20 protein-coding genes are annotated in these 24,491 nt (G+C 41.4%); 9 read left to right on the top strand and 11 right to left on the bottom strand.

What is annotated here, in order from left to right:
* Positions 1-2 precede the first annotated feature (2 nt).
* Complete coding sequence (locus tag V2H41_RS07715) at positions 3-596, bottom strand: DUF502 domain-containing protein (RefSeq protein ID WP_330974564.1); 594 nt, start codon at positions 594-596, stop codon at positions 3-5.
* 178 nt (positions 597-774) lie between these two features.
* Here V2H41_RS07715 and V2H41_RS07720 point away from each other — a divergent pair, with 178 nt between their 5' ends.
* From V2H41_RS07720 to V2H41_RS07745, 6 genes are all read left to right on the top strand, one after another.
* On the top strand, positions 775-1,434 hold the full coding sequence (locus V2H41_RS07720; protein ID WP_330974565.1) for a TetR/AcrR family transcriptional regulator: 660 nt from the start codon (positions 775-777) through the stop codon (positions 1,432-1,434).
* An 11-nt stretch (positions 1,435-1,445) separates the two neighbouring features.
* A complete protein-coding gene (locus V2H41_RS07725; protein WP_330974566.1) occupies positions 1,446-2,849 on the top strand; it encodes a TolC family protein in 1,404 nt (467 codons plus the stop codon).
* A 26-nt stretch (positions 2,850-2,875) separates the two neighbouring features.
* A complete protein-coding gene (locus V2H41_RS07730) occupies positions 2,876-4,087 on the top strand; it encodes an efflux RND transporter periplasmic adaptor subunit (protein ID WP_330974567.1) in 1,212 nt (403 codons plus the stop codon).
* Between the two features lie 63 nt (positions 4,088-4,150).
* Positions 4,151-7,774 (top strand): efflux RND transporter permease subunit, encoded by a 3,624-nt coding sequence (locus V2H41_RS07735; RefSeq protein WP_330974568.1) that lies wholly within the window; start codon positions 4,151-4,153, stop codon positions 7,772-7,774.
* Positions 7,775-7,942: 168 nt separating this feature from the next.
* A complete protein-coding gene (locus V2H41_RS07740; protein ID WP_330974569.1) occupies positions 7,943-10,585 on the top strand; it encodes an MGH1-like glycoside hydrolase domain-containing protein in 2,643 nt (880 codons plus the stop codon).
* 102 nt (positions 10,586-10,687) lie between these two features.
* On the top strand, positions 10,688-11,962 hold the full coding sequence (locus V2H41_RS07745) for a sugar MFS transporter (RefSeq protein WP_330974570.1): 1,275 nt from the start codon (positions 10,688-10,690) through the stop codon (positions 11,960-11,962).
* Between the two features lie 91 nt (positions 11,963-12,053).
* On the opposite strand, the gene uvrB is transcribed toward V2H41_RS07745, so the two are convergent.
* The 5 genes from uvrB to rsfS all read right to left on the bottom strand — a co-directional run bounded on the left by uvrB (position 12,054) and on the right by rsfS (position 17,856).
* Entirely contained in the window at positions 12,054-14,093 is a 2,040-nt protein-coding gene (uvrB, locus tag V2H41_RS07750; protein ID WP_330974571.1) for an excinuclease ABC subunit UvrB, read from the bottom strand.
* Between the two features lie 142 nt (positions 14,094-14,235).
* A complete protein-coding gene (locus V2H41_RS07755) occupies positions 14,236-14,676 on the bottom strand; it encodes a gamma-glutamylcyclotransferase family protein (protein WP_330974572.1) in 441 nt (146 codons plus the stop codon).
* Positions 14,677-14,694: 18 nt separating this feature from the next.
* Positions 14,695-15,339 carry a LutC/YkgG family protein gene (locus tag V2H41_RS07760; protein WP_330974573.1) on the bottom strand — a complete coding sequence of 215 codons (645 nt, stop codon included), beginning with the start codon at positions 15,337-15,339 and terminating at the stop codon, positions 14,695-14,697.
* Between the two features lie 3 nt (positions 15,340-15,342).
* The gene (gene ftsH / locus V2H41_RS07765) at positions 15,343-17,394 is read right to left on the bottom strand and encodes an ATP-dependent zinc metalloprotease FtsH (protein ID WP_330974574.1); all 2,052 of its coding nucleotides are present in this window, start codon (positions 17,392-17,394) and stop codon (positions 15,343-15,345) included.
* 60 nt (positions 17,395-17,454) lie between these two features.
* Positions 17,455-17,856 carry a ribosome silencing factor gene (gene rsfS, locus V2H41_RS07770; RefSeq protein ID WP_330974575.1) on the bottom strand — a complete coding sequence of 134 codons (402 nt, stop codon included), beginning with the start codon at positions 17,854-17,856 and terminating at the stop codon, positions 17,455-17,457.
* 78 nt (positions 17,857-17,934) lie between these two features.
* On the opposite strand from rsfS, the gene V2H41_RS07775 reads away from it, so the two are divergent.
* Entirely contained in the window at positions 17,935-18,717 is a 783-nt protein-coding gene (locus V2H41_RS07775) for a biotin--[acetyl-CoA-carboxylase] ligase (protein WP_330974576.1), read from the top strand.
* Between the two features lie 43 nt (positions 18,718-18,760).
* Here V2H41_RS07775 and V2H41_RS07780 read toward each other — a convergent pair whose 3' ends face one another.
* The 4 genes from V2H41_RS07780 to V2H41_RS07795 all read right to left on the bottom strand — a co-directional run bounded on the left by V2H41_RS07780 (position 18,761) and on the right by V2H41_RS07795 (position 21,389).
* Positions 18,761-19,555: a glycerophosphodiester phosphodiesterase gene (locus tag V2H41_RS07780; protein WP_330974577.1), complete on the bottom strand. Its 795-nt coding sequence runs from the start codon at positions 19,553-19,555 to the stop codon at positions 18,761-18,763.
* 92 nt (positions 19,556-19,647) lie between these two features.
* A complete protein-coding gene (locus V2H41_RS07785; protein WP_330974578.1) occupies positions 19,648-19,971 on the bottom strand; it encodes a DUF4157 domain-containing protein in 324 nt (107 codons plus the stop codon).
* Positions 19,972-20,085: 114 nt separating this feature from the next.
* Positions 20,086-20,610, bottom strand: a complete 525-nt coding sequence (locus V2H41_RS07790) for a YceI family protein (RefSeq protein ID WP_330974579.1) — start codon at positions 20,608-20,610, stop codon at positions 20,086-20,088.
* A gap of 107 nt (positions 20,611-20,717) precedes the next feature.
* Positions 20,718-21,389, bottom strand: coding sequence for a DUF2461 domain-containing protein (locus tag V2H41_RS07795; RefSeq protein WP_330974580.1), 672 nt, complete (start codon positions 21,387-21,389; stop codon positions 20,718-20,720).
* Between the two features lie 207 nt (positions 21,390-21,596).
* Between V2H41_RS07795 and epsC the strand changes: the two genes are divergently transcribed.
* Both epsC and cysK read left to right on the top strand, forming a co-directional pair.
* Entirely contained in the window at positions 21,597-22,430 is an 834-nt protein-coding gene (gene epsC, locus V2H41_RS07800; protein ID WP_330974581.1) for a serine O-acetyltransferase EpsC, read from the top strand.
* Between the two features lie 30 nt (positions 22,431-22,460).
* The gene (gene cysK / locus V2H41_RS07805; RefSeq protein ID WP_330974582.1) at positions 22,461-23,372 is read left to right on the top strand and encodes a cysteine synthase A; all 912 of its coding nucleotides are present in this window, start codon (positions 22,461-22,463) and stop codon (positions 23,370-23,372) included.
* Positions 23,373-23,409: 37 nt separating this feature from the next.
* Here the strand turns inward: cysK and V2H41_RS07810 are convergent, their stop codons facing one another.
* A complete protein-coding gene (locus tag V2H41_RS07810; protein ID WP_330974583.1) occupies positions 23,410-24,486 on the bottom strand; it encodes an ABC transporter permease in 1,077 nt (358 codons plus the stop codon).
* Positions 24,487-24,491: the final 5 nt, after the last annotated feature.

Below are 24,491 nucleotides of genomic sequence, written 5' to 3' on the forward strand. Positions count from 1 at the left end.
ATTTAGCTTTCTGCCACACCTCCGGTAACGGTATATTTCATCGCCTCTCCGGCTGTCAAATTTTCGATAGGTCGTATGCGCTCCTTTGGCAGAATATACAATTGTCCCGCAAAGTTATAGGCCTGCGGTACATATACCCCTACCATATCCTGCCCCATATTGAACTTTTCCATATCCTCATCGGTGAGAAAACCGATAATCCATACATCATTATTAAATACATTAACAAGTACAGCTTTGGTAAACTTCTTTTTTTCGCCACCAAATGCCTGAAAAAAATCTTTTATGGCTTTGTATATAAGACTGATCCCGGGCGTACGTTCCAGCCAGTGATCAAAAAAATTGATCACGCTACCCATAATGAAATAGCTGCTCATCCACCCTATGAGAATGATAAAAGCAATAATGAGGATAAAACCAACTCCTGGAGTGGTAAATACGGCCGGCCTTAACAGACCGTCGACCCAGTCGAATACTATATAAAGTATATAGGCCGTAATCGCCACGGGAGCCAAAATAACCAGCCCCTGAATGAAATAACGAAACAGTTTTTTCAACAAAGTGTCTTTTGACGGTTGCTTTCTATAGTTTGCCATATATGCAAGATAGCACATCTTATCATGATACTTAAATGTGACTAAGTAATAGAAAATTGCCATTCACGGGAAAATATCTACCGTTCACCTAAAATATTTCCTCCTTCGCCTTAAAGTAATTTAGTTTCGCAATCGTCATTAATAGAGGTTGTACATTATAGAATTACCGTGGGAAACTTTGGCAACTAGAAAAGTTTCCATAGTTTCGCGCCTCAATATGGTAATGATCATTGACAATAAGGCAAGAATAAGAGAAGCGGCTTGCGATCTCTTTATGCAGCTGGGTATGCGTCGTGTAAGCATGGATGACATTGCGCAAGCCTTGGGAATGAGTAAAAAAACGCTTTATCTATATTATGCTGATAAAGAAAGCCTGGTGGAAGACACCGTTGATATGCTACTGAAAAACAGTAGTGTCGCTTGTGAAAATTGCCGCAAACTGGCCGAAAATGCAATACATGAATGCTTTCTGGTTACAGCAGTCCTCACAGAAAGTATGGTACGAATAAACCCGGTATTGATTTTCGATATCCAGCGATACTATCCGGCAGCACAGAAAAAAATTGAAAAATTTAGAAAAGAGTATCTGTACAAATTCTTTAAAACAGGTATTGAAACAGGAGTTAGGCAGGAGTTATTTAAGAAAGATATTAATCCCAGCCTTATTAGTTGGTTTCGGATTGAAACACTCAGCCTGCAGTTTCAACAACAATTTGTACAGGACATAGACATGGATGTTATCTCTCTACAAAAAGAATTATCTCTATTCTTTTTGCACGGACTTGCAACACCCAAAGGAATTAAGTTGATAGAGAAATATAAAAAACCAAAGATTTAAAACCCTTACTGATGAAAAAAGCTAAATGGGCCTTGATAGCGTTTTTGCTATTTGCACTTGCAGAAACGAACCAGGCGCAGACGGTTCACCGGTTCTCACTGGAGGAGGCACTGGCTTACGCCGAAAAAAATAATGTACAGGTAAAAAATGCCTTACTGGATATCGATCTCCAGCAACAAGTGAACAGAGAAGTAACCGGAATGGCATATCCCCAGATCAGCGCAAATGGCAATATCACCTACAATCCCAATGTTGCCGTGCAGCGCTTTCCAAACTTCTTTGCACCCGCCATCATCGGTGTACTGAAAGAATTGGATGTACGCGATGGAAGTGGTCAACCCATTGATGAAGATCCCAATGCCGATTATGGATTTATCGATGCACAGTTTGGCACCAAGTGGACTTCCAATGCAGGCGTATCACTGAGTCAGATCTTATTCGACGGACAGGTATTTACAGGCCTACAAGCGCGCAAAACGTTGATCGATTATAAGCAAAAGGCAGCCGAAGTTACTTTCGAACAAATCAAGCTGAATATAACTAAGATATACTACCAGCTTATACTTAGCAAAACGCAAATTGCATTATTGGATTCCAATCTGGCCTTGCTAGAAAAAAATAAGCATGATACTAAAATCATGTACGACAACGGTTTTGCTGAAAAACTTGATATAGATCGGCTGGATGTACAAATCACTAATCTGAAATCCCAACGCGCTCAAATCGTTAACAGTGTTAACAACGGCTATTTAGGACTGAAAATGCTCATTGGTATGCCCATGCAAGATCAGCTATATCTTACCGATACGCTGACCGATGATAGCATCAGAGACGGAGTATTGGAAGCCATGTCATTCGACTACGCTGAGAGAAAAGATTTTCAGAGTGCATTGCTGGGAGAAAAACTCAATCAATACGACATTCAACGCTATCAGTACAGTAAAATTCCTACTCTTAGCTTATCTGGAAACTATATGAAAATGGCGATGGAAAATACGCTGAAAAGAACCATGAACGGCATGTGGTTTACAGCAAGCTCAATTGCCCTCAATCTACATGTGCCTCTTTTTACTGGTTTTGCTACCAATGCCAAAATCGCACAGGCAAGAATACGTTTAAGGCAAACTCAAAACCAGATCGAAGCTTTAAAGCTAACCATAGATCAAGAACGAGAATCTGCTATCAATACTTTTAAATCTGCCATTGCCGATATGGATTATCAGAAACAAAATATGCTGCTGGCAGAAAAAGTATATCAGCAAACAAAAAAGAAATATGAAGTAGGAACTGGTAGTCAGCTGGAGATTGATAATGCACGTATTCAGTTGCAAACCGCACAGACAAATTATTATAACGCATTATATAACGCAGTTATTGCAAAAGTTGACTTCCTGAAAGCATCCGGCAAACTTTAACCTTATAACAAACTAAAACCCGTTTTATGCAACATATAATAAAACTAACCGTAATTGGAGTAAGCACAGCCCTTCTCGTTTCATGCGGAGGAGGCAAAAAGGAGAAAAACAGCGAGCTCAATGATAAAAAAGTTCAGCTTGAAAAACTGAAACTTGAGCAAAAGAAAATAACGGATCAAATCAACAAACTACATGATGAGATTGCAGCTCTGGACTCTACATTTGAAAAAGCCAAACTGGTAACAATAGAAAAAATAGGTGCAGATGCCTTTGATCATTATATCGATCTTCAAGGCCGTATCGATGCACAGAAAAGCGCATACGTAGCGCCCCGTAATGGGCAAGGAGGTATTGTTCGTGCTATTTATGTCAAAGAGGGTGACAGAGTTCGCAAAGGTCAAACACTCTTGAAGCTGGACGATGCCGTGGCCCGTCAGCAAGTTGCTGCTGCGGAACAACAAGTAGCTACCGTAAAATCACAACTGGAACTAGCCCGCACAACCTATCAGCGTCAAAAAAACCTGTGGGATAACAACATCGGCGCCGAAATGCAGGTAATTCAGGCTAAGGCTACAGTGGATCAGCTCACCGCCCAACTGAAAGCAGCGGAAGCACAAGCAAGTGCCGCCAGAGAGCAATTGAGCTTTACTAACGTTACTGCAGATATCGATGGAATCATTGATCAGCTGAACGTACGTGTGGGCGAACTTTTTACAGGAGTGAGCGCTTCAGGTCCTCAAGTATCTATTGTAAACACATCTGCATTGCGTTTGCTGGTAAATGTTCCTGAGAATTATCTGGGTCGCATTAAAGAAGGAACCCCCATTACTGTAACCTTACCGGAATCTAATAATAAACAAATCAAAACAAAAGCAACCGTTGTAAGCAAGATGATTGATCCTGCAACAAGAAGCTTTTATGTAGAGGCCTCTATTCCTGCTGATCCTGCTATTCGAGCTAATCAGATTGCGAAGGTGCAAATACTAGATTACAGTAAGAACGATGCCGTTACGATTCCCGTAAATACGCTTCAAACCGACCAGAATGGAAAATTTGTACTGGTAGCGGTTTCGGAAAACAACAAACTGGTAGTGCGTAAGAAACGTGTGGTTCCAGGAGAACTATATGGTGACAGATTGGAAATCAAATCAGGACTTGAAGTAGGTGATCAGCTGATAACCGAAGGCTTTCAAAGCCTGTATGAAGGTCAAAAAATCACTACTTCTCCCTTACAATAACACATTAAGACTGCTTGGCAGTCATTCTGAGAAAACTAAAGTCAAAACTTCAAACAACCTCGTATGAGTGTTCTGGAAAATTTCAACGAAAAGTTTAAAGAGTTTAAGCCAACGTCGTGGGCGGTGAAAAACCGCACCACGGTGTATCTGCTTATTCTTTTTGTATCCATATTTGGTGCTACCACTTTTGTAACCTTGCCTAAGGAAAGCTTTCCCGATGTGGTAATACCTACTGTATACATCTCCACTATATACGTGGGTAACTCTCCCAGAGATATGGAGAATCTGGTAACCCAACCTATCGAAAAACAGATAAAGGGTATTGCCGGAGTAAAAGTGAGTAAGGTAACCAGTACTTCCGTTCAAGACTTCTCGGCAATTCAGGTAGAATTTGGTACGGATGTAAAAATTGATGTGGCCTTGCAGAAGGTGAAGGATGCGATTGATAAGGCCAAACAGGACCTACCTACCGATCTTACACAGGAACCCACGGCACTTGAAGTAAGCCTTTCTGAAATTCCCATCATGTATGTGAACCTGAGCGGGGACTATGATGGTGTACGCTTGAAAGAATATGCGGACAAACTAAAAGATAAATTGGAAGAACTTCCGCAAATTACCCGTGTTGACATGGTGGGTGCCCCCGAAAGAGAATTTCAGGTAAATGTAGATAATGCCCGCATGCAGGCGGCCGGAGTTACCTTCGATGATATTGCTAATGCCATCCGCTATGAAAATATGGACATTAGTGGTGGTCTGCTCGAAGTGGGCAACATGAAACGCACGCTCCAATTAAAGGGGCAGTTTAAGAATGCCTTTGATATTGAACAAGTCATTCTGCGTAATACCAATGGGCAGCCTATATATTTGAAAGATATTGCCACCATCAAGGATACTATCAAAGAAACAGAAAGCTACGCGCGTCTTAACGGGAAAAACGTTGTAACGCTCAACATTGTAAAACGTAGTGGTGAAAACCTTATCGAAACCAGCGATGCCGTTAAGCAGCTCGCTGAAGAGATGAAAGAGGAAGTCTTCCCCAAAGATTTGAATGTTGTGATCACAGGTGATCAGAGTATTTCCACACGCACCTCGTTTAACGATTTGGTAAACTCTATTGTAATCGGGTTTATTCTGGTTCTGATTATTCTGATGTTCTTTATGGGGCTGACCAATGCGTTCTTCGTAGCGCTGAGCGTACCGCTGAGTATGTTCGTAGCCTTTATGTTCATTCCGTTGGGTGAAGTAATAATTGGAAGCAACATCACGCTAAACTTTATGGTGTTGTTTGCACTACTCTTTGGACTGGGTATTATTGTGGATGACGCTATTGTGGTGATAGAAAATACCCACCGCATATTTGTAGAAGCCAAAGGAGCCATCAATTCTCAAACAGCAGCGATGATGGCCGCCGGAGAAGTGTTTGTTCCGGTACTTGCTGGTACGCTTACTACTTTAGCACCTTTCTTTCCGCTGTTGTTCTGGCCGGGTATTATCGGTAAGTTCATGGTATATCTGCCGCTGATGCTCATATTTACATTGGCTGCATCATTATTGGTAGCCTTTATCATGAACCCAGTATTTGCGGTGGACTTCATGAATCATCCGGAAGATCATACGGTCAAAAAGAAATCTCACGTATTTCGCTCCAAGTCATTTATAGCAATGATAGCCATTGGAGTTTTCTTTGATCTGTTAGGATTTTTGGCAGGACCCAATGGTAGTTTCTTGTTCTTCATCGGTAATATATCGCTCTTCCTAGCCATCCTTACGGTGCTCAACACCTATTTCTTTAACGACTGGGTACATAGATTCCAGAACCGTGTATTACCTTGGATCATGAACCATTATGAGTCGTTATTAAAGTGGGCGGTTAATGGCTGGCGTCCTGTATGGCTGTTGCTAGGAGCTTTTGGATTGCTCGTCTTTTCATTTATAATATTCGGAATATCTTCGGCAGTGGGCAGAACCCAGGTAGTGTTCTTCCCCGAATCCGATCCTAACTATATATATGTGTATCTGAAGTTGCCTACCGGTACGGATGTGGAATATACAGATTCCATTACGCGATATCTGGAAAGCAAAGTGAATGAAGCTTTGGATATCGATTACGCCAACAATAAAACTAATCCTATTGTTGAAAGTGTAATTGCAAACGTAGCCGTAGGTGCCGCAGACCCCAATAGTGGTGATAGAAGTACGCGAAGCGAGTTGGGTCGTATACAAGTATCCTTTGTGGAATACGAAAAACGACATGGCCAGAGCACGGCTCCTTATCTGGATAAGATTCGTGCAGCCATTAAAAATATACCCGGTGCAGAGATTTCTGTAGAGCAAGAACAAAATGGCCCGCCCACTGAACCACCGATTAATATTGAAGTGGCCAGTGAGCAATTTGATGATATGATCAAAACTGCAGTGGACCTTAAAAACTATCTGGATAGTATTCAGATTCCAGGGGTAGAAGAATTGAAGATGAATGTGGATCTAGCCAGCCCGGAAATTAGTCTTACCGTAAATAGAGAAAGGGCTTTAAGAGAAGGTGTTTCTTCTGCGCAGATTGGTATGCATCTACGTACTGCCTTATTCGGTAACGAAGCCAGTAAAATAAAAGATGGTGAAGACGAGTACAAAATCTATATCCGTAGTGATGAGCTGCAAAGAAAAAGTCTCACCGATCTTTTAAATATGAATATTACATTTAGAGATATGGCTACCGGTCAGGTAAAGAGCGTACCCATCAGCTCTTTGGTAAATGTAGATTATACCAATACCCTAGGTAGCGTGCAGCGCAAAAATCAGAAACGGGTGATTACTTTAAGAAGTAATGTGCTTTCAGGATATACTCCCACTGCAGTAAACGCACAAATCGCCAAAGCGATACAAGGATTTAGAATAACTGGAGATGATGTCACCATTAAACAAACCGGTGAAGGGGAACAACAAGCAGAAACAGGAGCTTTCCTCACCAAGGCTTTGTTAATCGCGCTGGGACTGATTTTACTGGTACTGGTATGGCAGTTCAACTCCATGAGTAAGCCAATTATTATTCTTACAGAGATTGTTTTCAGTATTATTGGTGTACTCTTAGGATTTACCCTTACAGGACTCACAGTATCCGTAGTAATGACCGGTGTTGGTATCTTAGGTCTGGCTGGTATTGTTATCAAAAACGGTATCCTTGTAATCGAATTCGCCGATGAACTACGCGCAAGAGGATTGAAAACAAGAGAAGCCGTTATCCAAGCCGGTAAAACCCGTATTATTCCGGTATTGCTTACAGCGATGGCCGCCATACTGGCATTGATACCTTTGGCAGTAGGCTTCAATATTAACTTCTATACATTATTCTCCGAACTTAATCCGAGAATCTTCTTCGGTGGAGATAATGTAACCTTCTGGAAACCGCTATCATGGACTATAATCTTCGGATTACTGTTTGCGTTCTTCATGACCTTGTTCATGGTACCAAGTATGTATTTGATTGCAGAAAGGCTAAAACGCCCCATGCGCAAGCAATACGGAGGAAAGTGGATTTCGTTCTTGGGTATTCCACCTTTTATACTACTATTCATTCCATTGATGATTAGAACCATGTGGATACAAAAAAGAAAAGTAGCCTCTAGAAGGAAAAGATTATCTCAGGATCCCAATGTAAACGAAGCCTTTATCGGCAGCTGGTTATAATTATTTCATCATCGTTTTATTGAAGAGGCCCACGTGGCCTCTTTTTTATTTACTGCTACTTGCTCACTTATTCCGGCATTAAATACATAAATTACTTTGGATTAGCATTAGTTTTTATATTATTGTGCCACCGTTATTCATCTAAAAGGATTAAAATAAGTTTTTCGAATGAATATTGAGTATATGACGGAAGAGCACAAAAGACTGTCCGAAAACGCTAAAAAGCCTGTACCTCTTGAAAAATGGGGACCCTATGTAAGTGATCGTCAATGGGGAACTGTTCGTGAAGATTATAGCCCATATGGTGATAGCTGGGGGTATTTCCCTTTCGACCATGCACACTTTCGCACTTATATATGGGGAGAAGATGGACTGGCGGGTATTTCAGACTATTTTCAAAATTTGTGTTTTGCCGTTGCGTTGTGGAATGGGAAAGATGAAATTCTAAAAGAAAGATTATTTGGATTAGGTAACTACGAAGGTAATCATGGCGAAGACGTAAAAGAGCTGTATTATCATTTGGATAATCTTCCAACGCACTACTACATGCAGTTCTTATACAAATATCCCCAACAAGCCTTTCCTTACGACTTACTGAGGGAGGAAAACAAAAAGCGTAGCAAACATGATCCCGAATACGAAATCTTAGATACAGGAATCTTCAACGATAATCAATATTTTGATGTATATGTCACCTATGCCAAAAATAATAGCACCGATATTGCCATAAGAATTAGTATTACTAATCGCTATAAAGAAGCTGCTCCCATCACGGTATTACCTACTTTATGGTTTTATAACAGATGGGCACCCCATGGTAGTTTAAAAACAAAGCCTAATCTTTCCCCTGCAGGAACCAATACCATTTACGCAACCCATCCACGATTAGGGAATTACTACTTCTACTACCAAGATGCACAGGATGCCCTCTTCACCGATAATGAAACAAACATGATGAAGCTGCAGGGATCGCCTAATGAAAGTATTTTTACCAAAGATGCTTTTCATGAAGCCATCATCAATGGCCTGCATATAAACGAGCTGCGTGAACGCAAATCAGGAACCAAGTTTGCTCCTGTTTATAGATATACTGTAGGCGCCGGAGAGACAATTCACATACATTGCAGACTATCGGAGCAATATATTGAAACACCTTTTGATGATCACTTCTACCATCTCTTTGAGATAAGAAAACGTGAAGCTGATGATTTTTACGCAGCAGTTTTGCCTAAAAACATTTCTCAAGAGCTGTTAAATATTCAGCGTCAGGCATTGGCCGGCTTATTATGGAGCAAACAATACTATCATTACGATATAGAAAAATGGTTGTCGAAGTCGGATGGCATTACCCCTATTACTCCTGAGCGACAACATGGTAGAAACAGTGAATGGAAACATCTGAAAAATCAGGACATCATTTCTATGCCCGATAAATGGGAATATCCTTGGTATGCAGCATGGGATCAGAGTTTTCAGTGCATAGCCATGGCAACCATTGATCCTGTATTTGCCAAAAACCAACTGTTGTTACTCATGCGCGAATGGTATATGAAGCCTGATGGGCAATTACCTTCTTATGAGTGGAACTTCAGCGATGTAAATCCTCCAGTACAAGCATGGGCCGCCATGGAGATTTATGAAATAGAAAAAAGAAGAAGAGGTAAAGGCGACATCGATTTTCTTAAAAAAGTATTCCATAAACTGCTTATCAACTTCACTTGGTGGATTAACAGAAAAGATCTTAAAGGGGATAATATTTTTGAAGGTGGATTCTTGGGGTTGGACAACATTGGAGTATTCAATCGGAGCATTCATGATAAGGGCGAAATACAACTAGAGCAAGCTGATGGTACAAGCTGGATGGGGGTATACGCCTTAAGTATGATGGATATGGCTCTCGAAATAGCCATGGTAGATTCCAGCTTTGAAGATGCCGCAACAAAATTCTTCGAACACTTTATTTTAATAGCAGAAGCTTTAAATGAGCATAGGCTTTGGAGCGAAGAAGATCAGTTCTTTTACGATGTACTTTGTATGCGCGATGCACCCCCGCAACCATTACGTATTCAATCGATAGTAGGACTTACATCTTTGTATGCCGTATCTACCATCAAAAAAGAAGTATTCGAAAAGCTTCCTGATTTTGCCAAGCGATTTGCATGGTACAAAAAGTATCGTTTAAAAAATAATCGTTTCTGGCCCAAAGAGGAATTGGGCGATCGAGAAGAGTTGTTGTTTTCCTTGGTACAACCCGACCGGCTGAAAGCATTACTTGAAAAACTATTGGATGAAGATGGATTTCTGTCACCTGGAGGTATTAGGGCATTATCCAAGTACCATGAGCAACATCCGTATTCGGTAACCATACATAATCAAGTACATTCCATTCAATATGATCCCGGCGATTCTACTTCGGATATGTTTGGAGGCAACTCCAACTGGCGGGGCCCGGTGTGGATACCTATCAACTTTATCATCATCCGGTCATTAAGAAGACTCGGAAAATTCTATCACGATTCATTACTAGTAGAATATCCTGTAGGTTCGGGTAATCACATTAATCTCTTCCAGGTATCTACAGAACTCGCCAAACGTGTTATCAGTTTGTTTGAAAAAGATGAGGAAGGAAACAGGCCCATTTATGGACCATATAACTGGTTCTATAAACAGCCCGGCAACGAAGCACTCATCTTATTTTATGAGTACTTTCACGGAGATACCGGGCGGGGCTTGGGAGCCAGTCATCAAACGGGCTGGACAGCTTTAGTAGCAGAGCTGATTAATGAACTGGCTGAAGAAGACGCAGGATAGTTGCGCAACCGTTTGTCTATTTTATGGCTACATCAATTAGTTACAGTATTTTTATTACTGTTTATAACTAATCGGACAAATTACTAAACCAATTATTTCTATATGACAGAAGTTGCAACAACTGCCGGCAAGGAAAAAAGCTACTTAATTCCCACCCTTATCATTGGAGCCCTGTTTTTCGTATTTGGTTTTGTTACCTGGGTAAATGCCACCCTGATCCCTTATCTGCAACAAGCCTGTGAGCTTACGCCAGATCAGGCTGTACTGGTAACATTTGCCACCTATATTGCTTATGCCGTGATGGCCTTCCCATCTTCATGGGTGTTGGGAAAAACTGGATTTAAAAAAGGGATGATTATAGGCTTGCTGATAATGGCCGTAGGTGCTTTAGTATTTATTCCGGCTGCATACAGTCGTACATTCGGTACGTTTCTTACAGGATTATTCATTATAGGTATCGGGCTTGCGTTACTACAAACTGCGGTAAATCCTTATATCACCATACTAGGGCCTATTGAGAGCGCGGCTAAACGTATTAGTGTAATGGGTGTATGTAATAAAGCCGCAGGAGCCATTGCGCCCTTGATTATGGGTGCAGTTCTACTTAACGGTATGGAAAAATATGAAAACGCAAGTAGTCTTCCTATAGATCAAAAAAATCTGTTGCTGGATGAGCTAGCTTCAAAAATCGTAACACCTTATATCATTATTGCAGCATGCTTTGTAGCGTTGGCTATCGCTATCAGGTTTTCTTCGCTGCCCGACATCAAGAACGAAGCAGAAACCAATCCTACCCATGCAGGAGAAGATAGACCCAGCATATTTTCTTACCCTTATTTGTGGTTAGGTTTTGCATCAATATTCCTGTATGTCGGTGCAGAAGTAATAGCCGGCGATATTATTCAATTGTATGGTAAGGAAGGATTGGGCATGCCTGTAGATGTTATTAAGCACTTTACCACTTACACTATGATCGGTATGCTTGTAGGGTATATCCTAGGTATCATGCTCATCCCCAAAGTTATTTCTCAGAATACGGCTCTAAAAATCGCCGCTTTTCTCGGCATACTGTTTTCTTTGGGAGTAATATTCCTGCCGGGAAAATATTCAATATTGTGTTTAGCCCTTTTAGGATTTGCCAATGCTCCTATGTGGCCTGCTATCTGGCCCCTATCCATCGATGGCTTAGGTAAATACTTAAAAACAGGCTCTGCCTTATTGATAGTAGGTATTGCGGGTGGGGCTATCATTCCAAAATTATGGGCCAATATTAGTACTAGTGTAGGAATGCAACAAGCTTTCTGGATACTAATACCCTGTTATGCATTCATTCTTTTCTTCGCTGTAAAAGGAAATAAAATCGGTAAAACCGTGTAAGGAGAAATACTGATCCCTTCTTTTGAAACAAAAACACAAGGCTCAAAACCTTGTGTTTTTTTATCGTGTGCATTATCAAACAATTATTGTTTTATTGTTTCATCGCTTCTAGTTCCCTTTGAAGCCTGAACATCTCATCTCTTAATCTGGCAGCCTCCATAAAATCCAGATCCTTGGCTGCTTTCTCCATTTGCTTTTTAGTTTGAGCAATAGCCTTCTCCAGTTGAGGAATGGTTTTATATACTTCTTGTTCTTCAGCTGCAACGGTTACCATACCCTCAACCGCTCCGGCAGCTTTAGGAGATTGAGCATCGTACCCCTTTATTTCCAGCACGCTTGTTTGCTTGAATACATCCTCTTTTGACTTTTTAACGGTGCGGGGAGTGATGTTATGAGCAATATTATACGCAATTTGTTTTTCACGTCTGCGGTTAGTTTCATCAATAGTACGCTGCATGCTACCCGTAATAGTATCGGCATAAAAAATCACAAGACCGTCGGCGTTACGCGCAGCTCTACCCGCCGTCTGTGTCAGCGATTTCTCATTACGTAAAAATCCTTCTTTATCTGCGTCCAGAATAGCCACCAGACTTACTTCGGGGAGGTCGAGTCCTTCACGTAGTAGATTGACGCCCACCAACACATCAATTTCACCCAACCGTAACTGACGCAAAATTTCTACACGCTCCAACGTGTCCACTTCGCTGTGGATATATTTAGACTTGATATTAATACGATGTAGATATTTATCCAACTCTTCCGCCATGCGTTTGGTAAGTGTTGTTACCAATACGCGATCTCCTTTTTTCACACGCTTATCAATCTCATCCAGTAGATCGTCAATCTGATTTACACTCGGACGTACTTCAATAGGAGGATCCAACAAACCGGTAGGTCTCACAATCTGCTCCACGATTACACCACCGGTTTTTTCCAACTCGTATTGATCCGGCGTTGCAGAAACATAAATCACCTGATTCTGCAAGCTCTCAAACTCATGAAAGTTTAAAGGGCGGTTATCAAGCGCTGAAGGAATTCTGAACCCATAATCCACCAGTGTAAGTTTACGGCTTCGGTCTCCGCCATACATACCGCTAATCTGTGGTAAGGTCTGATGGCTTTCATCAATTACCATCAGATAGTCCTTTGGAAAATAATCCAACAAACAGAACGGGCGTGTTCCCGGAGGTCTTCTGTCAAAAAAACGGGAATAGTTTTCTATACCATTACAATATCCCAACTCTTTAATCATCTCCAAATCATATTCCACGCGTTCTTTAATCCGTTGGGCTTCTATATATTTTCCATTATTTTTAAAATATTCTACTTGGGCTTCCATCTCGTCCTGTATTTCATAAATTACCTGTTGAATGATGTCTTTGGAAGCCACATAGATGTTTGCCGGGAAGATAGCCGCATTTTCCATTGTACTAATGCGCTTTCCCGTAGTTACTTCAATAGACTCTATCTCTTCAATCTCATCGCCGAAAAAGGTAACACGATAGCCATGGTCAAGATAAGGTAGATTAATATCCACCGTATCGCCTTTTACTCTGAAGGTACCTCTGTTAAACTCAATCGTAGTGCGTGTATATAGAGAATTTACTAGGGCATGTAGAAATCCTTGACGGGAAATGGTTTGTCCCCGGTGAATGCGAATTATATTGTTTTCATAATCCAGAGGATTCCCTGCGCCGTATATACAACTTACCGAAGCGACCACAATAATATCCCTTCTACCACTCAATAAACTGGTAATGGTTCTTAATCGAAGTTTATCCAGCTCTTCATTGATGGCGAGGTCTTTTTCAATGTATGTATCACTTACAGGTAGGTAAGCCTCAGGCTGATAATAATCATAGTAGGATACAAAATATTCTACAGCATTTTCTGGAAAAAACTGTTTGAACTCACCATACAATTGTGCTACCAATGTCTTGTTATGCGTAATCACTAGTGTGGGACGCTGTGTATTCTGAATCACATTGGCGATGGTAAAAGTTTTCCCACTTCCGGTTACACCCAATAAGGTTTGATACTTCTCCCCCCGCAGCACACCTTCGGTGAGCTGTGCAATGGCTGATGGCTGATCACCTGCCGGCGGATATGGTGCGTGTAGTTTAAACGGCAATGTTGTAAAAATTTAATCTTCAAAATTAAAGGATAAAATATTGAATATGGATGCATCATCCACACCTTCATGTAGTCTGTTGAAGCTAATAAAAGTATATAGCCGGGATAAGTACTATATGTTCTTGAGAATATCGGTTGCTTTATAAAGGAATACCCTCAATGCCGGGATAATCTAGCATATTATCAATATCCAGAATAGGAAGATCTTTCGCCTCTTTATAATACCAGTATACCCATGTGGTTACTTTTTCGCCAGTCTCCAAGGTAGCTTCAGTGAGTGCTCTGGCATAGTTGTTATCATATTCTTCCTCTTCATCAACAAACATCCCCTCATAATCGTCCAGCTGAGCAAATGCAAAAGACAGTTCTTTGAGATTCCTTATTTTGTAAAGCTCGCCTTTTATGAGACGGCCTGTGTCATGAGGGGTACCTACAGGAAATGTGCCCATATCGTAAATAGTACCCACCACTGTTGCGGTGCCCACAAGATTAAAATATCGGGCAATGTATTCATAAGCCGGGCTTTTAAATCCGCTCAGCAAGGAACCGTATACAAACAGATACTCACTTTGTGTTGACATAAAAACAATTTGATATGCTTAGGCCAGCGGTTTATCATCAATAAGAAATACATATACCTCTTTAGGACCATGAACACCTACCACTAATGTTTTTTCAATATCAGCAGTACGGCTAGGCCCAGTAGCGAATGTTATCAGCGAAGGAATTCGATCATTATATTTCTGCTTTATACCTTCCAATGCATCTCTCACATCGTATACCAACTGGCTCGTTCTCGCAATACAAATATGTACCGGAGCATATACGCTAGTACGCCGTCCGCTTTGTTCGGCAGCACTCATTACAATACTTCCGGTTCTGGCCACCAGAAACTCGCAACCGGTAATGGCTACATCACAATTACTAAGTTCTTGAAAAGAGGCGCCAAAATCAATGCCATTTCCCACTAGCTGCTTAATCTGCTCATCAATACAGTAAATGGATGACCAATTTTTCTGGGCCAGCAATCCTTTTAATTGGACTGCCAGATCCTGCTCATCCAAGCAAAAAATAAATTTTCCTTGCAAATCGGTAAAGCGCTCGGCAAACTCAACTTCAATCTCCTGAGTAAGGGGGGTATAAACCGAAGATTGCCCTTCGCTTTTAGGGAAGGGCAATAAAATAGGTTGTACCAACGCTTCTTTTATCTTCTTTAATACACTATCTTTCTTGTTGGGTATCATAATTTACATGGACTGGTTGGTAACATCGCTGTCATAAGGAGGCACACCGGCAGAAATTTCTCCTGATGCGGCATGTTCGCCTTCTTCATCCAGCAATTTCTTTTCCTCGTAAGGCCGTGGGCCAATCAACGCAGCTACATCGGCTTGGAACAATACTTCTCGTTCCAGTAAGGCTTCTGCTAGCTTTTCTACTTCTGCCTTTTTCTCTATCAACAAATCCTTGGTACGTTTGTAGCATTTGTCTATCAGACTCCGTACTTCTTCATCAATCAGCTTCGAAGTTTCTTCACTGTATGGTTTGGTAAATGCATTTTCCTGATGTGGATCGTAGAAACTTACATTACCTATTTTTTCATTCATACCATAAATGGTTACCATACTGTACGCCATACGTGTAATCTGCTGCAAGTCGTTTTGTGCTCCAGTTGAAATCTTACCGAAGAAGATTTCTTCGCTGGCACGTCCACCCAACGTCATACACATTTGGTCTGTCAGCTGATCGGTATTGTATAGATATTGTTCCTTCGGTGTGTATTGTGCATAACCCAAAGCCGCTGTACCCCGCGGAACGATCGTTACTTTCAGTAGCGGATAAGCATGCTCCAGGAACCATCCGCACACGGCATGGCCGGCTTCGTGATAGGCGATAATTTTCTTTTCCTCTGGAGAAATAATTTTGTTTTTCTTTTCTAGTCCGCCTATTACACGGTCTACTGCATCCTGGAAATCTTCCATATCAACGCCGTTTTTGTTTTTACGAGCGGCGATCAATGCGGCTTCGTTACAAACATTAGCTATATCCGCTCCGGCAAATCCGGGTGTTTGTTCGGCCAATTTGTGAATATCCAGATTCTGAGATGTCTTAATATCCTTCAAATGCACTTTAAAGATAGCTTCGCGTCCTGCCAGATCCGGTTTATCGATAGAAATTTGTCTATCAAATCTTCCCGGACGCAGTAGCGCTGAATCCAGTACATCAGGTCTATTGGTAGCTGCTAGTACAATAATGCCTGAATCGGAGCCGAAACCATCCATTTCGACCAGCATCTGGTTTAAGGTACTTTCCCTTTCATCGTTGCTCATCAGAGCGTTTTTGCCTCTAGCTCGTCCGATGGCATCAATCTCATCAATGAAAATAATACAAGGAGCTTTTTCACGAGCCTGCTTGAACAGGTCGCGCACACGGCTAGCTCCTACCCCCACAAACATTTCCACGAAATCTGAACCACTTAGACTAAAGAAAGGCACCTGTGCTTCACCCGCCATTGCTTTTGCCAGCAGAGTTTTTCCGGTTCCGGGAGGACCTACCAGTAATGCCCCCTTAGGAATCTTACCGCCCAAGCTGGTGTATTTTTTAGGATTGCGCAGAAAGTCTACTATTTCCATCACTTCTACCTTCGCCTCATCCAAACCAGCAACATCTGCAAAAGTGATATTAACTTTTGTGCCTTTGTCGAACAACATGGCTTTGGACTTACCGATGCTGAAAATTCCGCCCGGACCACCTGGGCCACCGGCACCACCACTCATCTTGCGCATCAACAACAGCCATACACCCAATAAAAGCACAAATGGCAGCAGATAGCTGATAAGCTTTCCTAGAAAATCACTATCGGCATCGGTATTGGGTATTTGTTTGGGTATTTCAGGATGATCTTTATAAAAGTCATCCATCTGCTTTACAAATGTGGGCCCATCGATAATTTTAAAATAAAAATGCGGAGCTGCACTGCCACTACTCAACGTCAGCTTATCGATATTGGGATACTTCGAAAGCGCACTTTTTTTAATCCAAACGCGCACTTCGTCTTTATTGGTAATTACCGTATGCTTCTCCACATCGCCCTGAGCCACCATTTCCTGGAAATCGGATAGCGTAATCTCGTGCCGACCGACAGAACCCATAGGGCCTAACAGTTGCAAACCTAGCATTACGGCTAGTATGATGATAAAAGCCCAGTAGCCACCGAACCGGGGCGTTTTTTTAGGATCGCCCGGATTGGCATTTTTATTATTTGGAGAAAACGGATTCATTTTCTTTTCCTGCTTCGCCATTGTTACCTATTTGATATATAAGGTTTAAAACCTTAAAAAGTTTATGCTATTATTAAAAAATTATTTATGTTCTTCCATCACGGCATCGCTCCACATTTCCTCAAGATTATAAAATTTTCTTGTCTCCGGAAGCATCACATGCACTACAATGTTCACATAATCCATAATTACCCAATGCAGATGTTGATGACCTTCCTTGTGAAAGACGTTCTCCAGACAGTTTTCCTTTACTTTTTCTTCAATATTATCCGTAATTGCCCGTATTTGCGGACCACTGGAGGCTTCACAGATAATAAAAAAATCTGCCACCGCTTCTGGTATTTTTCGCAAGTCGAGTGATACCACATTCTCGCCTTTTTTCTCCAGAATTGCGGCCAGAATTGTTTTAAATATCTTAGATTTTTTAGTGAGCCTAACCGATATGAATTTTTTACGTTTTTTTAGGGAAGCTAATGGTTCCAATATGAGATTATATTTTTTTAAAGTAGATGTGGTTTGTTAATACTTAAACTTACTTATTTTGTCCAAAAATAAAGAATATTGGTACAACAATCAGCAGATAATTGCCCTTTCCCCTTTATAATTGAACTTTTATCGGTAGATAGTACCAATAATTATGCCCTGAGCCTTTTAAAGCAGGAAAAACTGACGGAGCGTCAGGTAATCGTACGCCACGGCACAGCGGTTTTTGCTCACGAACAATATGCCGGCAAAGGACAAAGAGGCCGCTCCTGGCAGTCCCAAAAAGGGAAAAACATTCATCTCAGTATCATTTTGGCCCCTCAAAAAATCGGAATACAACGCCAGTTTGCACTAATAGCCATTGTGGCAGTAGCCGTACGGAATTTTTTGGAAACATATGCCAATAGTGACCTTACCATAAAATGGCCCAACGACATTTACTTTAAAGACCGGAAAGTCGGAGGTATTTTAATCGAAAATATCATCAACGGAAGTGAATGGAAATGGGCTGTGGCAGGTGTTGGTGTTAATATCAATCAAACCGAATTCGAAACCGAACTGAGGGGTAAAGCGGTATCACTAAAACAAATTACAGGCAGAAATTACGATTGCCTCGAACTGGCCAAACTATTGGCTGCTCAGATATTACAAGCTTATAATGAGTTTGCAGCGAACCCTTCCGAAGCACTCATCCATTACAATAATCTGCTATATAAAAAGGGAGAAAAAGTGTATTTGGAAAAAGAGAACCAACAGTTTGAAGCAGTTATTAAAGAAGTATTATCTAACGGACAACTGGTAGTGAACACCGATAAAGAACTTCGATTCAATTTTGGAGAAATAAAATGGGTTATGGAGTAAGCTACATCCATAACCCAATATTTTTTTATAAAATACACACTTCCTATTTGCCCAATTTCTTCAACAGTAATTCCGGTTCATTGGTAGTGATATAGTCAATACCCTGAGCCAAAAAGTAATCCATATCCTTCTCGTCATTTACTGTCCATACATTGGTAAGAACTCCTAGTTTTTTAGCTCTAGCAATCCAATCTTTATTTTTCTTAAATACTTTGAAATTATAATCAGCATCCAAATTATCAGCTTTGAGTTTTTCTGGCGGCACATCTCCGTTCAGGTATTGTACCGAGGTGTGCGGTTCCATCGCTTTTACCTTTTTACAAACATCGTAGTCGAAAGAAATATATACCACCTGTTCTTGCCCTTTCAATTCGCGTACCATATTCACCACCTTCTCCGCAAGTTTTAAAGAACGCTCTTTGCTGATTTTTGAAGGTTTGATTTCCGCAACCAGAATGGTCTTATCCTGCTTTAAACCCTCTTTCAAGTACGCCTCAAGTGTAGGAATTTTTTCACCGTTGGGTAATGTTTTCGTCAACAGCTCTTGATAGGTTGAAGTTTCGATGGGAAGACCCATAAACTGCGGATCGTGATTTACCACCACCACTTCATCTTTAGTCATATGTATATCAAACTCGGTCCCGCCACAACCTAGTTCTATTGCAGCCTTAAGAGAGGCGATGGAGTTTTCAGGAGCTCCGGTATTTTTAAACGCACCGCGATGCGCTACCACCTTATTGGCAAACGGTTTGATTGCAAGTTTTTTTGAGGATTTAGAGGAAGAACATGCTGCCACTACCATTGCAACAGCTAAGGAAAAGAATACTAGTTTTTTCATATGAATAACAATTATTGTTTTTAAGCAGATTATCCCTTGTTGAAAACTAGTCGGCAATTTAAGTTTTTCTTACGGCAAAATACTAATTGAAATCAGTACTTCAAAATGAATCGCCGTTGAATAGTAGCATCCTCTTCGGCTTCCCGTGCCTCACATTCTAGACCGCATCGATAATACCCCACACGCACTGTTTGCCATAAATAGGTAATAATAAAGCGTATGAAGCCCAATCGTTCGTACTGCTCTATATGCTTCAGCTCATGCCGCAGCCAACGTTTATTACTTAAAAACTCTTCCTTAGACACACCGTACAAATGAATGCAATGTCCTAATACCATAGCCATAGCCTTGGTACGCAGCTTTAATCCGGCGAGTCGTGCCCAAAAAGAGTTTTCTTTTATCGTAAAAACTTTCATAAACCGCTTTTACTTCCTGTATTACGAAGATAGCAGGAACAGCTCAAATGGTGGCATAGCAAAAAGGCTGCCTTGTAGCAGCCCTTTCTCTTTATATCCATACGGATTAAAAAACTAAGCTTGTTTAACCAATTCTACATTCGCCACCACCTTTACCTCGTCACTCACTACTACCCCACCGTTATCGGTAACTGCATCCCAGGTAAGGCCAAATTCCTTACGATTGATTTTCCCAGTTGCTTCAAAGCCTGCAACGGTCTGTCCGTACATATTGGGACCAACCCCGCCTAATTCCACCTTCAGGGTTATAGACTTTGTAATACCCTTCAATGTCAGATTACCCGTAAGTTCATATTCATCTCCGTTTTTAGTAACAGCGGTAGATTCAAAGCTGAGCTTAGGATATTGTTCCACATCAAAGAAGTCTGCAGATTTTAAATGCTGATCCCTTTGTTCTACACCAGTGTCGATGCTGTTTACATCTGCACTAAAGGTAACTTTCGCATCGCTGAAATCTTCTTTTTCTGCCTCCACCTTACCTTCAAATGTTTTGAACTTGCCAGACACAGTAGATATTACTAGGTGCTTTACTTTAAATCCGATTTCGGAGTGCATGGGGTCTATTGTCCAAGTTGCCATAATCTTTTATTTTTAAACCACAAAACTAGTGCCCAAATACTCCGAGCCCATTAATGTAGATTAAGTTTCCTCTTTTTTATTTATTTGATGATGATGATAGGAAGGAGCTATACTAATGCACTATTCAGAAATAGATTCAATGGCTGTAGCACTTCAAAAGCCTTTATCACCTTTATTACAAGACTCTTATCGGTAAGTTCGGCATCATTTATATTTGAAAGGGCAATAAAGCTTTTATGCTTGAGATATGCTGCAGCAGGATTATCGGCCTCATAGCCTTTAGGAACCCGATTAAGCACTTGCCCTTCCTCCGCATACAATCCCCCGTATACTTCTTTAAATTTTCGAGACTTAATAATCCTTTCAAAGTCTGCAAAATTATAATCAATTTCCTGACGCACCTTCGCCAACACATCCGAAGGAGGCATCCACATACCACCCCCTACAAAACTCTCTCCTGGTTCCAGATGAAAGTAATAACCTGCTGTTACAGACTTCCGACCTTCATTATTGATATAAGCCCCAAAATTAGTTTTATAAGGACTTTTATCTTTTGAGAAACGAATATCACGGTTGATGCGAAACATGCAGTCCTTAGCTCTCAAATGGGCAATGGAAGGTTCTTTCTTGCTAAACTGCTGAATAATGGTATCGATAAAGCTGGCAAAATCTTCCCGAGCAGCTTCATAGGCAGCGCGATGCGCATCAAACCACGTTTTGTTGTTATTCTTCTTTAGGTTTTTAAAAAATTGTAAGGTTGAAGGTTGTAGCATGGACATTCCTTTCTTGCTAATTTAGGCATATTTGCAGCAAGGATGTGGCATTACCCCCTGCCCTCCAATGATGTGTAACCTTTTTGACAAATTGCAATAAAACATCATCTTTTTATCAGCTAGGCAACCATTATCTGCAAAAGCCCGAATCGTGTTGATTTTCGATTTCGCCTTCAATGAGTTATTTTTGTCTGATGTGTTAACTGGATACTCATGAGTGAAGATTTTATAAAATCCCTGTTTAAGAGAAACGCTAAATGCTTTTCCGGCTTTCCCGATAAAGGTGCGGTAGAGCACTTTATTGATGAGCTATATACACTATTGTTTCTCCCCAATGATATCGATCATAAATGCGAAGCTCAGTTAAAAGAACAGTTTGAATCGTTGCAGGCAAGATTTGCCGACCTGCTGAAGGATGTGATACAAGACCCCGTACGTGTAAAACATGTTACGGAAGCCTATTTCGACGCTTTACCTTCGATTTATGAAATGCTGCTGAAGGATGCTGAAGCACTATTGCAATCGGATCCTGCGGCAAAATCGCTGGAAGAAGTAATGGCGGCCTATCCCGGCTTTTATGCTACTGCCGTACACAGATTGGCTCATGAACTGTACGAACACAAAGTACCCGTTATTCCGCGCCTCTTCAGCGAATACGCACACGGCAAAACCGGTATCGATATTCATCCGGGTGCTACCATCGGTCATTCCTTTAGCATAGACCATGGAACCGGTGTGGTAATCGGAGAAACCACCATTATCGGAAATAACGTTAAAATCTATCAGGGTGTTACACTGGGCGCGCTAAGCGTAAAAAAAGAACTTGCCACCCAGAAGCGACACCCAACCATCGAAGATAATGTAGTGATTTATTCAGGTGCTACGATTTTAGGCGGCAATACTATTATCGGCAAGGACAGCATTATTGGTGGTAACGTATGGCTGACCAGCAGCGTGCCTAGCAACTCAGTTGTATATCATAAAAGTGAAATCAGCGTAAAAGATATGCTTCCTCCCGATGATAACGTGCTGAATTTCGTGATTTAACCTATTCACTTTTTCAAACCATAAAAGAAATTGAAAGCTCTAAATATATTACAGACCATTGGCAATACCCCTCACGTAAAAATCTCTAAACTTTTCGACAGCGCATATGAGGTCTGGATGAAACTGGAGAGAGCAAATCCTGGAGGTAGTATTAAAGACCGCATCGCTTTATCCATGATTGAAGATGCCGAGCGAAAAGGTTGGTTGAAGAACGATTCTGTAATTATCGAACCTACCAGTGGTAATACGGGTATTGGCCTAGCATTGGTGGCCGCCGTAAAAGGATACAAACTTATACTGGTAATGCCCGAAAGTATGAGCGTGGAGCGTAGAAAGCTCATGAGTGTATACGGTGCCGAGTTTGTATTGACCCCTCGCGAAAGAGGCATGACAGGAGCCATTGAAAAAGCTAGAGAATTGGCAAACACCATTCCTCAGGCTTGGATTCCCCAGCAGTTCAATAATGAAGCGAATACCGAAATACATCGCAAAGCAACCGCGCAGGAAATATTAAATGATTTTCCCGAAGGTTTTGATTATCTCATCACGGGGGTTGGTACCGGAGGCCATATCACAGGAGTAGCTGAAATATTGAAAAAGCAATTCCCCCATCTTAAAGTATTTGCAGTAGAACCGGAGCTGTCGCCCGTCATCAGCGGAGGGGCGCCTGGGGCGCATCCTCTTCAGGGACTCGGGGCAGGATTTATTCCGGCAATTCTTAATACTACAATATTAGACGGAGCGATCACTATAGGAAAAGATGAAGCCTTTGACTATGCCCGCCAACTAGCGAAGCGGGAAGGCATTCTGGCCGGAATTTCTACTGGAGCGGCATTGGCGGCTATAGCTAAAAAACTTCCCGAAATTCCCCCAGGTGCGCGGATTCTCACTTTTAACTACGATACCGGAGAAAGATATTTAAGTACGGATGGATTATTTTAGTATCGAATGGAGAACGGATGAGATAGCCATCCGTTTTTTATAAACGTCCTTTTACGTTTAGTGCATCACGTAATCCGTTACCCAAAAGGTTAAACGCAAGCACCAATAACATGATGGCAAAGCCCGGCGCCAGCGCCAGCATAGGGTTTTGAGTAATGATAAAATTATAGTTTTCCTTTATCATAAGCCCCCAACTAGGCATAGGAGGCTGCACCCCTACTCCTAAAAAGCTAAGGCCGGCTTCAATAACTATTGCCGAAGCAAAATTAGCAGCTGCAATTACCAATACCGGCCCTACAATATTGGGCCAAATATGTTTTGCGATAATACGCATATCCCTAAAACCCAACGCGCGTGCGGCTTCCACATATTCAAGTTCACGAACGGCCAACACCTGACCCCTTACAAGTCGCGCCACATTCACCCACATGGTTAGTCCCACTGCAATAAACACTTGCCAAAAACCTTTACCCAATGCAAGCGTAATCGCAAATACTAGTAACAGCGTAGGAATACTCCAAATGACATTAATGAACCACATGATTACTTCATCCACCCAGCCACGATAAAAACCGGCTAGCGAACCCAATACCAGCCCAATGCTGATTGAAATGAGTACCGTAATCATACCCACACTCAAACTTACACGCGTGCCTACAATAAGTCTGCTTAAAATATCCCTTCCATAACTATCGGTACCCAGCCAATAAGTATGTGTAACCACGGGGCGTACAGCCAGTTCCACTTTGGCGTAGCTTATTCGTTCACTTACATCTTCATCTATATACCTAAATGCAATAACGCTATCTTTCGTTTCGGAAAAACTATTGATAGGAATATAATCGTATACATCGGGCTTACCATACACCAATCTTTTGAAAAAACTCACCTGTTGGGGCTTTTCTTTTCTAACCAACAGAAAAGGTTTCTCAAATCCGGGCTTTTGTCCGCCTATTTCCAAAATAATTCTGTTAGCATACGGAGATGCATCCGGTGCTATGAAATAGCAGAAAACTGCAACGATTACGGAAATAATGATAACAATCAGCCCCCCGAGAGCTCCTTTGTTTTTTTTAAGCCTTCGCCATGTGGGACTATTGAAAAAACTCCTCATTATGC

It is taken from the genome of Niabella digestorum, assembly GCF_036409055.1.
GTDB lineage: Bacteria > Bacteroidota > Bacteroidia > Chitinophagales > Chitinophagaceae > Niabella > Niabella composti.

Coding starts and splice junctions, on each gene's coding strand:
- V2H41_RS07790 (WP_330974579.1), bottom strand. CDS start 20,610: ATGGCAACTTGGACAATAGACCCCATGCACTCCGAAATCGGATTTAAA.
- V2H41_RS07740 (WP_330974569.1), top strand. CDS start 7,943: ATGAATATTGAGTATATGACGGAAGAGCACAAAAGACTGTCCGAAAAC.
- V2H41_RS07735 (WP_330974568.1), top strand. CDS start 4,151: ATGAGTGTTCTGGAAAATTTCAACGAAAAGTTTAAAGAGTTTAAGCCA.
- V2H41_RS07760 (WP_330974573.1), bottom strand. CDS start 15,339: ATGATACCCAACAAGAAAGATAGTGTATTAAAGAAGATAAAAGAAGCG.
- V2H41_RS07795 (WP_330974580.1), bottom strand. CDS start 21,389: ATGTCCATGCTACAACCTTCAACCTTACAATTTTTTAAAAACCTAAAG.
- V2H41_RS07755 (WP_330974572.1), bottom strand. CDS start 14,676: ATGTCAACACAAAGTGAGTATCTGTTTGTATACGGTTCCTTGCTGAGC.
- V2H41_RS07810 (WP_330974583.1), bottom strand. CDS start 24,486: ATGAGGAGTTTTTTCAATAGTCCCACATGGCGAAGGCTTAAAAAAAAC.
- V2H41_RS07715 (WP_330974564.1), bottom strand. CDS start 596: ATGGCAAACTATAGAAAGCAACCGTCAAAAGACACTTTGTTGAAAAAA.
- V2H41_RS07725 (WP_330974566.1), top strand. CDS start 1,446: ATGAAAAAAGCTAAATGGGCCTTGATAGCGTTTTTGCTATTTGCACTT.
- V2H41_RS07745 (WP_330974570.1), top strand. CDS start 10,688: ATGACAGAAGTTGCAACAACTGCCGGCAAGGAAAAAAGCTACTTAATT.
- ftsH (WP_330974574.1), bottom strand. CDS start 17,394: ATGGCGAAGCAGGAAAAGAAAATGAATCCGTTTTCTCCAAATAATAAA.
- V2H41_RS07785 (WP_330974578.1), bottom strand. CDS start 19,971: ATGAAAGTTTTTACGATAAAAGAAAACTCTTTTTGGGCACGACTCGCC.
- V2H41_RS07780 (WP_330974577.1), bottom strand. CDS start 19,555: ATGAAAAAACTAGTATTCTTTTCCTTAGCTGTTGCAATGGTAGTGGCA.
- V2H41_RS07730 (WP_330974567.1), top strand. CDS start 2,876: ATGCAACATATAATAAAACTAACCGTAATTGGAGTAAGCACAGCCCTT.
- epsC (WP_330974581.1), top strand. CDS start 21,597: ATGAGTGAAGATTTTATAAAATCCCTGTTTAAGAGAAACGCTAAATGC.